The organism is Acinetobacter sp. YH01010 (assembly GCF_013420775.1).
Taxonomy (GTDB): domain Bacteria; phylum Pseudomonadota; class Gammaproteobacteria; order Pseudomonadales; family Moraxellaceae; genus Acinetobacter; species Acinetobacter amyesii.
Map to the genome: position 1 here is coordinate 265,532 of NZ_VOYF01000001.1, position 15,819 is coordinate 281,350.

At 38.1% G+C, this 15,819-nt stretch carries 14 protein-coding genes; 5 read left to right on the forward strand and 9 right to left on the reverse strand.

Annotation, left to right across the window (positions count from 1 at the left end; genetic code table 11):
• Positions 1-12: 12 nt before the first annotated feature.
• The 6 genes from FTT77_RS01350 to FTT77_RS01375 all read right to left on the reverse strand — a co-directional run bounded on the left by FTT77_RS01350 (position 13) and on the right by FTT77_RS01375 (position 8,509).
• Complete coding sequence (locus FTT77_RS01350; protein WP_180010880.1) at positions 13-993, reverse strand: PoNe immunity protein domain-containing protein; 981 nt, start codon at positions 991-993, stop codon at positions 13-15.
• 38 nt (positions 994-1,031) lie between these two features.
• Entirely contained in the window at positions 1,032-2,012 is a 981-nt protein-coding gene (locus FTT77_RS01355; RefSeq protein ID WP_180009470.1) for a PoNe immunity protein domain-containing protein, read from the reverse strand.
• A 14-nt stretch (positions 2,013-2,026) separates the two neighbouring features.
• Complete coding sequence (locus FTT77_RS01360) at positions 2,027-3,427, reverse strand: hypothetical protein (protein ID WP_180009471.1); 1,401 nt, start codon at positions 3,425-3,427, stop codon at positions 2,027-2,029.
• Positions 3,427-6,318: a type VI secretion system Vgr family protein gene (locus FTT77_RS01365; protein ID WP_180108771.1), complete on the reverse strand. Its 2,892-nt coding sequence runs from the start codon at positions 6,316-6,318 to the stop codon at positions 3,427-3,429. The genes FTT77_RS01360 and FTT77_RS01365 overlap by 1 nt, the downstream gene beginning before the upstream one ends.
• A gap of 689 nt (positions 6,319-7,007) precedes the next feature.
• A complete protein-coding gene (locus FTT77_RS01370) occupies positions 7,008-7,571 on the reverse strand; it encodes a TetR/AcrR family transcriptional regulator (RefSeq protein ID WP_168379321.1) in 564 nt (187 codons plus the stop codon).
• Positions 7,572-7,873: 302 nt separating this feature from the next.
• Positions 7,874-8,509: a cation transporter gene (locus FTT77_RS01375; protein WP_180009473.1), complete on the reverse strand. Its 636-nt coding sequence runs from the start codon at positions 8,507-8,509 to the stop codon at positions 7,874-7,876.
• Positions 8,510-8,585: 76 nt separating this feature from the next.
• On the opposite strand from FTT77_RS01375, the gene FTT77_RS01380 reads away from it, so the two are divergent.
• The 3 genes from FTT77_RS01380 to FTT77_RS01390 all read left to right on the forward strand — a co-directional run bounded on the left by FTT77_RS01380 (position 8,586) and on the right by FTT77_RS01390 (position 10,741).
• Positions 8,586-9,002 carry a Cd(II)/Pb(II)-responsive transcriptional regulator gene (locus tag FTT77_RS01380; RefSeq protein ID WP_168379319.1) on the forward strand — a complete coding sequence of 139 codons (417 nt, stop codon included), beginning with the start codon at positions 8,586-8,588 and terminating at the stop codon, positions 9,000-9,002.
• Between the two features lie 80 nt (positions 9,003-9,082).
• The gene (yegQ, locus tag FTT77_RS01385) at positions 9,083-10,477 is read left to right on the forward strand and encodes a tRNA 5-hydroxyuridine modification protein YegQ (protein WP_180010889.1); all 1,395 of its coding nucleotides are present in this window, start codon (positions 9,083-9,085) and stop codon (positions 10,475-10,477) included.
• A gap of 9 nt (positions 10,478-10,486) precedes the next feature.
• Positions 10,487-10,741, forward strand: coding sequence for a YfhL family 4Fe-4S dicluster ferredoxin (locus tag FTT77_RS01390; RefSeq protein ID WP_180009475.1), 255 nt, complete (start codon positions 10,487-10,489; stop codon positions 10,739-10,741).
• 286 nt (positions 10,742-11,027) lie between these two features.
• Here the strand turns inward: FTT77_RS01390 and ahpF are convergent, their stop codons facing one another.
• Positions 11,028-12,593, reverse strand: a complete 1,566-nt coding sequence (ahpF, locus tag FTT77_RS01395) for an alkyl hydroperoxide reductase subunit F (RefSeq protein WP_180009476.1) — start codon at positions 12,591-12,593, stop codon at positions 11,028-11,030.
• 432 nt (positions 12,594-13,025) lie between these two features.
• Between ahpF and FTT77_RS17320 the strand changes: the two genes are divergently transcribed.
• Positions 13,026-13,184, forward strand: a complete 159-nt coding sequence (locus FTT77_RS17320; protein ID WP_257222656.1) for a hypothetical protein — start codon at positions 13,026-13,028, stop codon at positions 13,182-13,184.
• Between the two features lie 48 nt (positions 13,185-13,232).
• Positions 13,233-13,637, forward strand: coding sequence for a DsbA family protein (locus tag FTT77_RS01400; protein ID WP_257222706.1), 405 nt, complete (start codon positions 13,233-13,235; stop codon positions 13,635-13,637).
• Between the two features lie 85 nt (positions 13,638-13,722).
• On the opposite strand, the gene FTT77_RS01405 is transcribed toward FTT77_RS01400, so the two are convergent.
• Complete coding sequence (locus FTT77_RS01405) at positions 13,723-14,643, reverse strand: hypothetical protein (RefSeq protein ID WP_180009481.1); 921 nt, start codon at positions 14,641-14,643, stop codon at positions 13,723-13,725.
• Positions 14,644-14,684: 41 nt separating this feature from the next.
• Complete coding sequence (locus tag FTT77_RS01410; protein ID WP_180009477.1) at positions 14,685-15,815, reverse strand: toxic anion resistance protein; 1,131 nt, start codon at positions 15,813-15,815, stop codon at positions 14,685-14,687.
• Positions 15,816-15,819: the final 4 nt, after the last annotated feature.

Below are 15,819 nucleotides of genomic sequence, written 5' to 3' on the forward strand. Positions count from 1 at the left end.
CGAAGGCATAAATTACTCTTCACCATCAAACTGCCAATACACATCGCCCCAATCACTTTCAAAATCAGGAAAAACATCTCCCAAGTTAAAGTATTGACGTGAGTTCACTTTAGCAACTGTAAACCAATAACCCTGTTGAGGACATTTTTCCCCAGCTTTAATTGAAAATTTATTATGATTTTCAAGAAAATTTATTACTGAAGTTTTGAGCTTGAATTTGTGATAAAATTCAACCAAATCTTTAGGGTAATATAAGTATTCATGTAAGACAGTATCATTCTCTATCTCTAACAGAATAACAGCGCACGCTGCTTCAAAAGCCCAGTATCCATAATAGCCACCTTCTGATTTATGAGTATCATGCCAAGGCGCACCTGATAAATCTTTGTACCAATTCTTTAAAAACTTACGGACAAAAGCTAAAGAAATTTCATTATCTTGATTTGAAAAGGCTTCACATAATAATAAGTAAGGTTTTGGTACTAATACTGTTGAACAATCATATCTATTTTCATCTGAAAAAGATAAATACTCTTCAATTAGCCAATCTTGAGCAACATTTTCTCTCATTTCTCCGTCAATTAATTTCGCAACTCTAGGTAGCAAATCCTTTCGGTGGAGTAAATAACACAAACTGATTAACCAAATACATGGACAATAGCCATCAATAGTAAATAATTCAAAAACTGGTAAGTTTATATTTTTATGATAACTTCTTAATTTACTTCCATATTGCTCATAATAGTCAATAACTATTTCAATTTGGCTTCTAATAAAAGGTAAACTATTGCCAGCTGTATATTCCAATATAAGCAGATTTAAATAGTCCTCTGCTACGATAGCATAAGAGTATACCCATCTTTCTTCTATTGAATCACCAACACCTGTAGGATTTACTTTAAAAGTTTCAATAGTGTTCAGAGTTTCCGCCTTTAATGTTTCATACATTTGAGGTGTAAGAAATTGTTGTCTTTTTATATTAACTAAATCCATTTTATGCCCAAAAACTGCCCCGAAGGGCATATTTTCACTTATTCTTCACCGTCAAACTGCCAATATACATCCCCCCAATCACTTTCAAAATCAGGGAATATTTCCCCTTGTTTAAAGTATTTACGAGTGTTTTCCTTGGCTACACTGAACCAATAACCTGATTGAGGACATTTTTTACCTGCTTGAATTGATACTTTTTGATATTTAGTTAGGAGGTCAATTTCAGCACTACTAGGTTTAAATGTACGATAGAACTCTATTAAGTCTTTAGGATAATAGAGGTATTCATGAAATTCTTTATCATTTTCTATTTCTAATAGAATAACAGCACAAGCTGCTTCAAAAGCCCAATATCCATAATATCCACCCTCTGATTTATGGGTATCATGCCATGGAGCTCCAGATAAATCTTTATACCATTTTTTTAAAAATTTGTTTAAATGCTTGAATGAAACTTTATTATCTTGGGTCACAAATGCATTGGATAACTCAAAATAAGGATTTGAAAAAAGGACATCTGAACAATCAAAACGGTTATCGTCATTAAAAGCCAAAAATTCCTCTACAATCCAATCTTTCCCTCCATTTTCTTGATCCTCTCCATCAACAAGGTTAGCTACCAACGGTAGTAAATCAGTTCTTTTTAATAAATAACAAAGGCTGATAATCCATATATATACACAATAGTCATCTAAAATTTCGATGTCAAAAACACTAAAATTATTATTTTTATAATAGGCTCTTTGTTTTAAAGAGAGTTCCTTGAATAATTCAATTACTTTATCAAATTCTAAGCGTAAATACTCAATCGGTTTACCAGCAGTATAGTCCAAAATAAGCAAATCAAACTGATATCTAGACGCTATCGAATAAGAGTCTATCCATCCTGCTTCGATATCATCATCATCATTTGATTCACTTAAAAAACTTTCTATGGCGCTGACAAGCTCACTCCTTGTAGATTGATAGTAACTTTCATCTAAAAATTGTTGTCTACGATTAAACTTAAATTCCATCATAAATAAATTTCCAATTATTTATTATTAACAACGATACTAATGTCTTTATCAGTCCAAACCTTTGTAGCTGTATGAATAGAATGTTCTTTATCAGTTACTGTTTGTTTAGATAAGAATTTAATTAATGCAACAGCATGTTCTACTACCTGCAATCCACTAAAAAAAATAACATATCTTTCATATCTTCTTTTTTTCAATATTATTGGAGCTAGCTTAATTCCTACTGATTTAACAAGACGATTTGTTATCCAATGATGGCTCATTTGAACTACTTTTCCACTAGAATCTCTATATTTTTCGCCACCTAAAGTTAGATTACGATTAGTTGAACTAGTGTTAGTACGGTTTCTAGAAGTTCTGCCAGATCTTTGTTGTTGTTGAGGTATTGATTTATCAATACCATTTTTATCATTAGCATCACCTAATAAATCTCTAAGTGAAGCAGCAGGATTTTGGCTACATTTAGCCTCAATAATTGCATATGGTTTTGCGTCATTATTATTTTTCTTCCAAACTCCATCTATACCACGCCCTCTACTTTTAATAGAAAATAGATTTACCATTTCCCCATTATCATTCAATTTATGAGAGTTTTTCGTTCCTATCTTATCATGTGTTGAAGTTCCCCAGCCTTTAATTTCTTGGCAATAGTAATCTGCCATATGCTCACCTAGAATACCTTTAAATTTATTAGATAAATTAGTTATAGCTGTTTGGCCTATTGACGAATTATTGGTACTGTTAGATTTGCCCTGATTTGTATTGTTTGCTTTTTGTCCACCATTTGCTGGAGAATTTGGCTTATTTGTTTGGTTCTTAGAATTTTTATTTGCATCTGCTGAAGTTTTTCTACTTTTTATTAGCCAGCCATCAACTTCCTTTTTAAATTCTTGTAATTGTTTACCTAAATTTTTTCGAATCTGATCAACATTTTTACGAGCTTCAGGGCTTAGCTGATTTAATACTTTAGGGTTTGTCAGTATCTTATCCAAATTTTTTTGTAATGCATTTAGATCTAGACACTTACGTATCAATTGCTCAGGATCACCTTTCCCTAGTTTTCGGATACCATCTAAAATACTATCCATTGGTAAAGCGCCTTTTTTGACACTTTTTAATGACATTTTGACAGCATCCCCACCACCTGGAACTAAGCCAATTAATGCTGTAATAAGATCAAACCATCCAGCAGGGCTAGCTGGATTTGCAGATAAAATGATAATCGCTTTAATAATATCTCTCGCGTCTACCAATTGACCTAAAACAGGTACACACCCAATTACCGTCTCCGCTAAAATTGCCCAACCACCAGTACTTTCACCTTTAAAGAAAGTCATAGTGTCTTTTTTTAAACTTTGTAGCCATCCACCGGGAACAGAATCTACAGAACGTTTATATTTAGCGACAGAGCCCATTATTTCGCTCCATTCTGTAAGTTATTTGTAAGTTTTTGATATGCTTCTTCATCTAATAGTGACCAAATATCATCGTCAATAGTGTCTGTATCTTCAATTTCTGCATCTAGGTCATCGGGAATGTCTTTTTTAAACTCTGACGGATCTTCCCCATAATAAATTTCAGATTTTCCTTTAGGTACATTTTCTAATTTAGCGTACCCTTTATCATCTAAAGTACCTTCTCTGTAACTTCCATCTTCAAAAAAGACTTTAAAAGGAGCCCCTTTAACTGGTGATAAATCATCATAATGGTAGTTCAATTCCATCCAATTTTGCATTTCACCTAATAATGGTAAAGTAATATTTTTTGGTTGAGCCGTACTTCCACCTGTAAATAAATGCTGCCCGGCCTTAACCTCAAACTTTCCACCCGTGGTAGGGAATATGCCAGAACCATTAATCTTGAGCTGTGATCCGCCTCCAGTCAGGATTATTTCTTTAGGACTGGTGATATAAACTACATCTTCCGTGGAAATAATTTGAATACCTTTTCGGGCAATCAGATCTGCCCCATCTCCTTGGGCTTGGATTTCAACTTTGCCTTTGCCTGCATAAGCTCGTAAGCCTTCTTGTGCTGCAAATAGACTGATCTTGCTTTGTGCATGGGCAATTAAGGATTTTTGACTGCTGAGGTTGATGCTATCCCCTGCACTTTGGCTGATCTGTCCATCTGCTGAAAGATGAACATCTTCCTGACTACTTACAGCAATTGAGTTTGGTGCAGATAAAATCATTAAGGCTTGTTTAAAGGCATCCGCCTTTTCTTTACTGCCTTTTTCAATTTGTCCAAGAAAGTTTTTTAGGTTATCCAAGACTTCAAGTGGGTCAGTTTGTTGATTTTTCGCCACTTCACTTAAAGCTTTACTGCTGTTTAAGTTGGCTTCGATTTGATCTTTTGCAGCTTGTGCGTCGAGGTGCATTGCTGCTGCTTGTTGTTGTGGGTGTGTACTAACCAATAACCCTTGACCTGCACGCACCGCGCCCCATTGGTCGGTTCTCAGTTCAAAACCTTCGCCTCTTCCCTCACTTTCTGCGGTTTCTTTGGGATGACTGAGGTTCCCTAGGTTGAGCTGAGTGGCGCCATGGGTACTTTGTAATTGTGTTGAGATTTGTCCAGTCGTGTCATCAAAGCGAAGTTGTCCAAAGCCTTCACCTTGGACTTCCTTACTTTTTATTCCAGCCAGTTTTTTGGTGTCTGGCAGTTTGCCTTTACTATCAAATTGGGTTGGACTGCGCTGTGCTTCATGTATGCGCCCCACTACAAATGGTCGGTCAATATTACCGTCAAAGAAATCAATAACTACGATTTCATTAATGCGCGGTAAGAAGCGTGCGCCATAACCTTCACCTGCCCATGGAGTAAGTACATCGACCCATGCAGAATCCATATCATTGTCATTGCTGCCTGCACCACCATCATGGCTGTGATCATCACCACGGGTAAATAAGAAGCGGACTTTGATACGCCCCCATTCATCGACATGTATTTCTTCACCACTTGGCCCAACGACTTTAGCCCGTTGCGGATGGGTGCTTGGACGGTGTTCGAGTGGGTTATATGCAGGAACCGTCGCAATATTGCGGCGTTGTAATGTGAGCTGATTGGCCTGACGCTCGGCCTGTTCATGGATCGGTTTAATGTTCCACTGACTTTGTTCAATCAGTTGATTGACTTGTTCAGTAAGGTCTTTGGGTAAGTTATTTTGGTTATAGAATTTCTTTTCTGTGATTAAAAATTGTTTGTCTGCACCACTGTGTTGATCAATTTCTGGGTGTTCATTCAATTCAAACCAATAACCGACTTGTGTATCACGCACAGTCGATTGTGCATTGAATTTTTTCGATTGTAGCTCGTGATAGCGCGTTAGGTTTTGATTCAGTTTTTCAATCTGACTGTTTGATGAAGCGGTAGCTTGGTCTTCGCCTTTTAAGTCTTGCATCCATGCAGGGCTGATATGCCATGCTTGTTCCAAACTTAAACTGGCATTGTCTTGGCTTTGGCTATGCTGATGTTTGCTTTGAACTGAGCCTGCGCCTTCTTCTTGGCTCAGTCCATCGGCTTGCCAGCGCTGCACATGGACCGCAGTCGGTTGAATGCTACGTTCACCGATCAAGCTGGTGATGCTGTCTTGTTTTTCTGTGGCACTAGAGCGATGAAAGCGGATACTACGACGGCTGAGTGCTTGATATTGGCTATTGTCATCAATCAGGCGGAGTTTTTGTTTTTCAATTGGCGCTGAGGAATGTGGTGCTTTCAGCTGCGCTTCATCGATGAGCCAATTGATGCCTTCACTGCGCCAAAGACGCGTTAAAAAGTCATAATCGCTTTCATTCGACTGCATGATGAAAGGTCGTACATCATAGTTCTGACTTAAACCGCTTAGATCTAGCGTTAGACTGGCAGCAAAAAGCGGACTTTTGCTTTGCCATTCTTTAAAGAGAGTTTCACTGACATCGCGAACAGATTTGTTCATAAACACACGGCTGTTCCTGCGTTTATGCCACAGCGATGTTGCATCTTCTAAAGTGAGTTTATACAGCGTGAGTGAACCGTCACTCTGGCCTTGGGTGGCTTCGGTAATAATACCGGCGGTACGGAAGAGTTCGCCCTGATCGGTCACTTGATCAACGGCAACCTGTGCGCCAATAAATTGTTTTAGTGGAATAAGTGCATTGGTGGATAGGCAAATCAAAGTCGCTTGTACGCCTTGGTTTAAGATATGCTCCCCATCAATACGTTGAATAAAAAGCTCTTCATTCAACGCAGGGTTGGAAAATTGCACATGAATGGCACGTTTTTGGGCGGATAGACCCAATTGTTCTAATACAGCAAATATTTTGCCTAACATAATAAAAATTCTAAATTGTAATCATGGAAATAATTTTGCTGCTAGTTTAGTCAAATTCATCAATAAACTTAATGCTTAAAACCATAGAAGATGTTTCGTTATGTAAAATCCACGATTCAAAAATTCACTTAAAAATAAAAAGCGGAGAACCCACTCACTAATTACTTCTTGCATATAAAATATTCACCAAATGGTCTTAGACCATGTACTTGCACCCAACGAACAGCGTCATGCACGCAACTGTAAAAATAGTTTTATCGTCTAATTAACATCGAGCTTAATGATCAATTTTTTAATATTATCTTTAAAAATAGTGGATTAATTTAAACTTAAGCTAGATTAAAAAACACACAAACCTTTCTTTCCTGTCTTGTAATTCACCTAAGATCCCCTATAATTCAAAAAAACAGACAAGTCTGTCTATTTTGCTGCAAAAACCGAATGAATTTAGCATTCAGAGGGTAAAAATATAAATGAGAGAAAACGTATAAAACGTTCGAAAATCAAATCATTGACTTAAGCTAACAAAGTGAATGATTTGAACGCACAATTGTCAGCAAAGCGCGATTACCCCAAATAATCGCGCTTTTTATTTTCTTAGAATCTTAAGTCATGTGAAAAAATTGATTGTTAATCAATACAAATAAGTCGTCGCTAGATTTAAAACCTAAATGCCTACAAACAAATTTTTAAGCAGCCAATTCCAAACGAATTAAGGTTTCAACTCGCTTCCAATAATCTGCTAAATGCACTTGGTTGGGGTCAATTTGGGCTTGGATGGTCATGCCATCCAAAATACTACTCAGAAATGCAGCTAGTTGTTCAGTTTGCTGAATGCCCAGATTTTGTAAGGCAGTACTTAGTTTTGATTTGAGCCAATCTTTATAATCGATCGCAGGTTGTAATGACGAAGGATAAACTTTAGATATTTCTTCTACTGCTTTTTGAAACATACAACCATTGAAATCTGCAGTATGAAACCAAGCATCGTACCAAGCAAAAATGGTTTTAATATGCGAAAGATGGTCTTCTGGATCACATTCTGCAATAGCAGCTTCAAGTGATTCCTGTAAATTAAGATTTCGAATCACGAGACATTCTTCAATTAATTTGGCTTTAGAGGGGAAATATTTATAAAACGTCATTTTAGCAACGCCCGATTCCCCAATAATTCGATCTATACCAATCGAGTTATAGCTATAAGAATTGAAGAGTTGGAGCGCAACGTTAATGATGTCTTGCTTTTTCGACATTTAATTTACCTGATGCACCAATGGGGCCTAAACATAAAGCTTTCAAGGTAGAAAACCTAATTTTTAAACATGATTTTCGCGCGCTATTGTAAAGCATAACTTAATTGGAGTCTGTAGATAAAACCTCAGCACCCTATTAAATACAGTCTGATTTCAGATGATTTATCGAATTAGCAGTCAGGAAAATTTCGTATAAAACTGACTGCTATTTTAATTTCAACTAGCGATTTAACGACTATTCATCTGCGTTAAAAACATGGATAAAATGAATGCCATTAACGGTGGATTTAAGAGTAAGTATTTTAAGAGCAAGGGGTACTCAGAATATCTTTTTGCTTACGCTCTTGCAGTGCTTTTCGAATCACCTGATAACCACCCGTTAAACCTAAGATCGCCATGATTGCGGCCACGATCAAATCTGGCCATAGACTGCCTGTACCAAACACCCCGACTGCAGCCAAGATCACTGCGACATTACCAATCGCATCATTACGGCTACATAGCCAAACGGATTGCATATTGGAGTCACCTTCACGGAAGGCATATAAGACGTATGCACAGATGACATTAGCGACTAAGGCCAGAATACCAATCACACCCATGGTGATTGGTTCAGGAGCGATCCCATTGGCATAGGCATAGAGCACTTTGGCAATCACAACGATCCCAAACGCTGCCATGACAAAACCTTTCACCAAGGCAACTGTTGCACGCCAATATAAACTGGCGCCAAGCACGGCTAATGAAACCCCATAATTTACAGCATCACCAAAGAAATCCAGCGAGTCCGCCCAAAGCGCAGAAGAATGTGCATAAGCCCCACCAATCAGCTCCACCAAAAACATCATGGCGTTAATGATTAAGGCAATCCAAAGTGCGATACGAAATTTACTGTTGGGTTTGTTTGGTGCTGGCTCATGACTACATGTACATGCCATAAATGTGCTCCAATTTTAAAATCAATGGATTTGTATTACTCTTATTCAAAACTATGGACTCACTCCAAGGTCAAGCATGAACGTACAAAAACATTATTTGATTAAAGAATTGTCCACCAAATCTGGGGTAAGCATTGACAGTATTCGCTTTTATGAAAAGAAAAAACTGCTGAAACCTAGCTTCCGCGCAGACAACAATTATCGCTATTATGATGAAGAAATGTACAAACGTTTGGTTTTTATTAAGCGCTGTCGAAACCTCGATATTTCTCTCACCGAGATTCAAACCCTGCTTGAACTTGAGCAATCCCCTACGCAAAGCTGTCATGCTGTGAATGAATTAATTGACAATCACATTCGTCAAGTTTCTGAAAAAATTAAAGAATTAGAAAATTTTAAAATACAGTTAAGTAAGCTCCGTGCTAGCTGTAATGAAACCAGTCAAATTAATGATTGCCAAATTTTAAAACATTTGGAAAACGGAATATCTTGAAAACCCAACTAAAATACTTGGTTGAATCCTTTTTTTAGATCACTACAATAAAGCCATAAATTTTTTATGCCTTTATTGACATGACGATTCAACACGTAACCGAACTCCTCTCACCTGCTGGCTCTTTAAAAAATATGCGCTACGCTTTTGCTTATGGCGCAGATGCCGTGTATGCAGGTCAGCCGCGATATAGCTTACGTGTGCGCAATAATGCTTTCGACCATGACAATTTAAAAATTGGCATTGAAGAAGCTCATGCCTTAGGGAAAAAGTTTTATGTGGTGGTAAACATCCAACCGCATAACTCAAAACTGAAAAATTTCATCCGTGACCTTGAACCTGTGGTTGCCATGAATCCTGATGCACTGATCATGTCTGACCCTGGTCTAATCATGATGGTGCGTGAACATTTTCCAGAAGTGTCCATTCATTTGTCTGTCCAAGCCAATGCGGTGAACTGGGCAACGGTTAAATTTTGGAAAAATATGGGACTGACACGTGTCATTCTGTCACGTGAATTATCAATCGAAGAAATTGAAGAAATTAAACACAATGTACCTGATATGGAAATTGAAGTTTTCGTACATGGTGCATTATGTATGGCTTACTCCGGTCGTTGCTTACTTTCTGGCTATATGAATAAACGTGATGCAAACCAAGGTGCATGTACCAATGCATGCCGATGGGATTATAAAATTCACGATGCAGTTGAAGATGAAACTGGTGATGTTATTCCAGTCACACAAATTAAAGAATCATCATGCTGCAATAATAAAAATGCCGATGAGCAACACGCCCTAGAACAACACCAATTCGGCGAGCCGGTTTTATTACAACGCAATGAAGAAGACATGTTTGCTGCCGAAGAAGATGAACATGGCACTTATTTCATGAACTCGAAAGACTTGCGTGCTGTACAGCATGTTGACCGTTTAACCAAAATGGGCATTCATTCTTTAAAAATTGAAGGCCGTACCAAGTCTTATTTCTACTGTGCGCGTACCGCTCAAATTTATCGTAAAGCCATCGATGATGCCCTTTCTGGTAAACCATTTGACCCTGCTCTCATGTCTCAGCTTGAAGGTCTTGCGAACCGTGGTTATACCGAAGGTTTTCTACGCCGCCATGTACATAGTGAATATCAAAACTATGAAACCGGCTCTTCACGTTTTGATCATCAACAGTTTGTAGGTGAAGTCTTAGAACGCAATGGTGACTCTCTTAAAATCGAAGTGAAAAACCGTTTTGTTGTAGGTGATTCTTTAGAACTGATGACCACTTCAGGCAACATCACCTTCGTTTTAACTGAAATGAAAGATAAAAAAGGTAATCTAATCGACGATGCCAAAGGTTCAGGTCATATCGTGGATATTCCTGTACCTGCCGATGTGGATATGCGATACGCCTTACTGATTCGTAACTTACCCAATTCGACAGTGGATATTTCGGCTTCAACTTTAGCTTATCAGGCTTGAGTTTACTTTATGGCTTTGTTGATTACAGACAAATGCATCAATTGTGACATGTGTCTACCTGAATGTCCCAATGATGCCATTTATGAAGGCTCAAAGATTTATGAAATCGATGTCGCACGTTGTACTGAATGCGTCGGTTTCTATGCGCACCAAACTTGTGTTTCAGTTTGTCCGATTGAGTGCATTGTGCCTCATCCTGAACATGTGGAGACAGATGAGCAGTTAATGGAGAAGTTTAAAGGCTTGAATTTATTTAAATCTTAAATTCGTGATGTGATTGGTATATTAATTGCTTACTCCGCTTTATATTTTATAGAGAAACAACCTTGGGGAAAGTATAAAAATAAGGTTGTAAAACAAAAATAGCTGGGCAACGAATAGGATTCAAAATGTGTGGGGACATTTTTGAATCCTAATTTTGCAGACAAAAAAAGGAACTCCGGTGTTAGCATCCAAAGTTCCTGTAAAACGAGAATATTAAGAAAAATAATATTCAAATGACAACATTCAGCGCGGCCAGCGTGTTTCTCGAAACACACTGGCCTTTCTTTTATTGACCCGAACGGATGATGTAATCAAAAGCAGACAATGAAGCTTTCGCGCCTTCACCTGTTGCAATGATGATTTGTTTGTACGGTACTGTTGTACAGTCACCTGCAGCAAATACACCTTTCACATTGGTTTCGTTACGCTCGTTAATTACGATCTCACCACGGTTTGAAAGTTCAACCGCTGTTTCTTTTAAGAAATCAGTATTTGGTAACAAACCGATTTGTACAAAGATACCTGCCAATTCAATCGTTTTGATTTCATCTGTTGCACGGTCTTTGTAGTTCAGTGCAGTCACTTGTGAACCATCACCAACTACTTCTGTAGACAATGCATTCATGATCACAGTCGTATTCGGCAAGCTGTTTAACTTGTCTTGAAGCACTTGGTCAGCACGAAGCTTGGTATCAAACTCAACAAGCGTTACATGTTCAACAATACCTGCAAGGTCGATCGCTGCTTCAACGCCAGAGTTACCACCACCGATCACTGCAACACGTTTGCCTTTGAACAATGGACCGTCACAGTGTGGGCAGTAAGCTACACCACGAGTACGGTATTCTTGCTCACCTGGAACATTCATCTCTCTCCAGCGTGCACCTGTTGAAAGAATCACTGTTTTAGATTCAAGTTTTGCACCATTCTCTAAAGTCACTTCAACTAAGCCATTAGCTGTTTGGTCAGCACCTTTGATGTCAGATACACGTTGCAAGTTCATAATGTCCACACCGTACTCACGTACATGTGCTTCCATTTCAGCAGCAAACTTAGGACCTTGAGTCTTTTGAATCGACGTGAAGTTTTCAATGTCCATCGTATCCATGACCTGACCGCCCATGCGTTCAGCCACGATACCTGTTTTAATGCCTTTACGTGCTGCATAGATTGCAGAAGTATTCCCCGCAGGGCCGCCACCAATCACAAGAACATCAAAGGCTTCTTTGGCATTTAACTTTTCAGCATCTTTTGCGGCAGAGTTGGTGTCTAATTTAGCAATGATTTCTTCCAAGGTCATACGACCTTGACCAATGTGCTCACCGTCTTGGAATACCATTGGTACAGCCATGATTTTGCGTTCTTCCACTTCGTCTTGGAAGAATGCACCATCAATCATGGTTGCAGTTGTACCCGGGTTGTAAATTGCGATCAAGTTAAGTGCTTGAACCACGTCAGGACAGTTATGGCAGCTTAAAGATACAAACACATCAAAGTCAGTTTTAAGACCTAGACCTTTGATAGTGTTCAGTACTTCGTCAGAAACTTTCGGTGCATAACCTGAAGTTTGTAGCAAAGCTAGAATCAAAGATGTGAATTCGTGGCCCATAGGTAGACCTGCGAAGAATACGCGTGGAGTTTCACCTGCTTTTGCAATACCAAAACTTGGCGCACGGCTGTTGTTACCGTCAAAACGTGCAGTCACTAAATCAGATAAGGCAGCAACTTCAGTTACCAATTCTTTAATTTTGTCTGATTTGTCCGTGCCGTTTAAAGTCGCGACGATTTCAATCGGGCCTTCAAGGCGTTCAAGTAAGGTTTTTAATTGAGCAGAAGTATTTTGATCTAACATTGCTAACGTCTCCAGAGGAGTAAATTTATTTGATGAGAGAATGATAGAACAAACCATTAAATAGGTGAAACGGTTTGTTTTTATAAAATTAATCGGTTTTACAAATCAAATAGTTAAATTTCTTTCTAAATCATGAATATATGTTCGCATATTAACATTAAAATGATTTATTCGCACACATATATCGTGATAAATTCCTCATTTTTTTCTTTTTTATTGAAATTACACCAAGTCTATGCAAGACATACGCACGACCTGATCAATTACAAAATCTTTATAAAGCTTTAAGTTTCATTTCAGCAAGTCGGCTTTAAATCAAAGGAAATATCAGATGATTTGACTGCTTTTGAGTTCCACCAATAAAGCCGCAATCAATCCCTTGCATCAATCAGCCATCGATCTAGAAGTATAAAATCAACAGTGAGCAGAATAATGAAAATTGAATTTGTCTTTGATATTGTTTATCCCATGAGTTATGTCGCATTTCAAAAGTTAAAACAAAACTGGAATGAACATACCGCAACCCGTGTAGAGCTATTGCCGATTCAACGCGTTCCTGAAATTCCTGAACAAGGCTTAGATGTGCTGTAGTATTTAACCAATAAGTATGGCACAAGTGCAGCAAATCGAAAACTCGAAATGACAAAGTTTGCCGCTTATAGCGAAGATGTGATTGTCAATATTGAGCACATGAAACGTATGCCAAACAGTCAACTGGCTCATCAAGGTATTTTGGCCTTGGACAATATTCTGGATCAATATGCCCTGACTCAAGCCTTATTATTCCATGCATTATTTGCACACGGTCAAAATATTGCTGATATTCAGGTTTTAAAAAGCATCATTGAAGGCATTGGTTTAGATGGCTCAAAAGTACTGCGCTCAATTCAACATAAAGATATTGCAGACCGTCAGCATGAAATTACACAATATGTAAAATCAAAGGGACAGCACCCCATTCCTTTTTACCTTGTGGATGGCGAAGTGAATGATCAGACTTTTTCTACACAGGAACTTCGACAACTGTTTCATCGCGCAAGTTAATCTACCCAAGATCAAAAATCCCCATACAATGTGATGGGGATTTTTATTCTGAGCAATGCAATGATCTAAAAAGAAAATAGGCCTGTTAATGAAGTCCCTGCTCAATTCGATTAATCCGTGATTTGAAATGCTGAGATAGTAGATACAAAATTAAGCTCAAAACCAGCGTGAGTACCATCACGGCGATCAACACCCAACGTACAACAACTTCTACTACATTGGCTTGCTGAACTTGTTTTTCCACGCTTTGCGCCATCGGTGTCATGGTTTTATCAAATAGCTGATTTTGCATTGCCCAGAGCTGTTCAGGCTGAAAACCGTATTCACGGAATTTTGCTGGATTTTGTTGCTCGGCATTGATTAAGGATTGCACCAAAGGAATTGCTGTCGCACGATCTACAGGCTTATGCATCAAAGCAGCTTGTGCAAGTAAATAGGCTTGCACGGGTTTTGCCAATTGTGCATCTTCCATCTCGAAAGCCAGCTGGCTTTCTTGAATATTTTTTTCATAATGTACCAATTTTTGATCTGCTGCACGGTCATCATGATTAAGGTCATATTGCACATAAGTTAAGCCTGACCAAAGCACGATAAACGATAAAATCCAGCCGACAAATTTCAATACAAAAGATTGGAATCGAATTCTAAAAAATTGAAATTTCTTTAGAAATCCAACCAAGAAAAATGCGCCAATAAATGAAACGATAAGTTTGAGAAATAACCAACCAATAAAGGATAAAAAATTTGAAAAATAGTCGGAGGACTCACCGAGTTGATATGCCAAATCACCTGCACTAACAGGGATATGCAGTTGCTGTACGCTAGAACTTAGGCCAAAAAAGCTATAGACCATATCATGCTGAATAAACAGCATCACAGCCGAAACGATCAGCACAGAAACACTGGTTAAAGTCAATAACGTCAAATTGCGTTGACGCTTCTTAATGGTTTGAAGCCCTGTTTCCAGTTGCTGCGGATTTAGCGCATATTCATCAATGGGAGGCAAAGACATACTCCTTCAGATTATATTTTCACCTCCCTCACCGTTTATGAAGAAGGGTTTGAACCACTCGATTCAATTACTAAATGATTCAAATTATTTTGTAAGGCACGAATACGTGTCGTCGCTTCTTCACGCTTTTGTACACCTTCTTTCTGAATTTGAATCACATCATTAACGGTTTTAATGAGGGTATTTTGCACATGTTCAAGTGTGTCAATATCAATCACTGAACGCTGATTGGCTTTCGCTGTATCGACAGAGTTTTGATGCAACAAATCTGCATTGCGTTTTAACAGGTCATTGGTCGCATCATCAATGCTATTTGCCAATTGCACGCTGTTCTTTTGTTCTTGCAATGAAATCGCCAAGCTAATTTGGTTTTTCCAAGCCGGTAAGGTGATATTTTTAATAGCATAAAATTTATCAACCAACATCAAATTGTTGGATTGAATAATACGAATCATCGGCAAGGTCTGCATCGCAGACTGTTGCAAGATCTGTAAATCACTCACACGTTTTTCAAGATTATTTGCCAAATGATTGAGGTCATAGATTTTTTGCGTAGTGGTTTGATCTTGAACTTGAGTGGTTAAGCTTGCAATTTCCTGTTGAATTTCTTGCTCTTTCAACTTACCTGCGGCGATATACACACCTAATTGTTTATATTCGTCTTGTACGCCTTCAAACATTTTATCTAAGGTATTTACACGCGCTTTTAAGCCATTTTGCGAAGTTTCAATTTCTTTAACTAAAGCATCAATTTGCTCTTTAGTGGTATTAAAGTGCTGATCAAAACTTTGCTTGGCACCTTTAAATTTACTCAGTAAACCACCAAAAAATCCTGAGCTTTTCGATTTATTTAAAATGCTCGTGGTATTCAATTGCTGTGCGACTTGTACCACCTGATTGAGCTTTTGACCTGTCGCATCCAGATCTTTATTTTGCACCAAATTTAATAATTCATCGGTATAGGTCGACGTCTTGGTGGCAATGTTTTTACCATATTCGGCAACACTATTATGACTTAAATCTGCCAATTCCTTACGTGCAGCTTCGACTTCGTGAAAATCGGAAGTTTGTAAGCCAATTTCCTGTAAATTGAGTTGCTGAAACTTTTCTTCAGTCAATTCTTTACTTACTTCAACGGGTAAATTTTTGGCATCTAAATCGGTCATAACT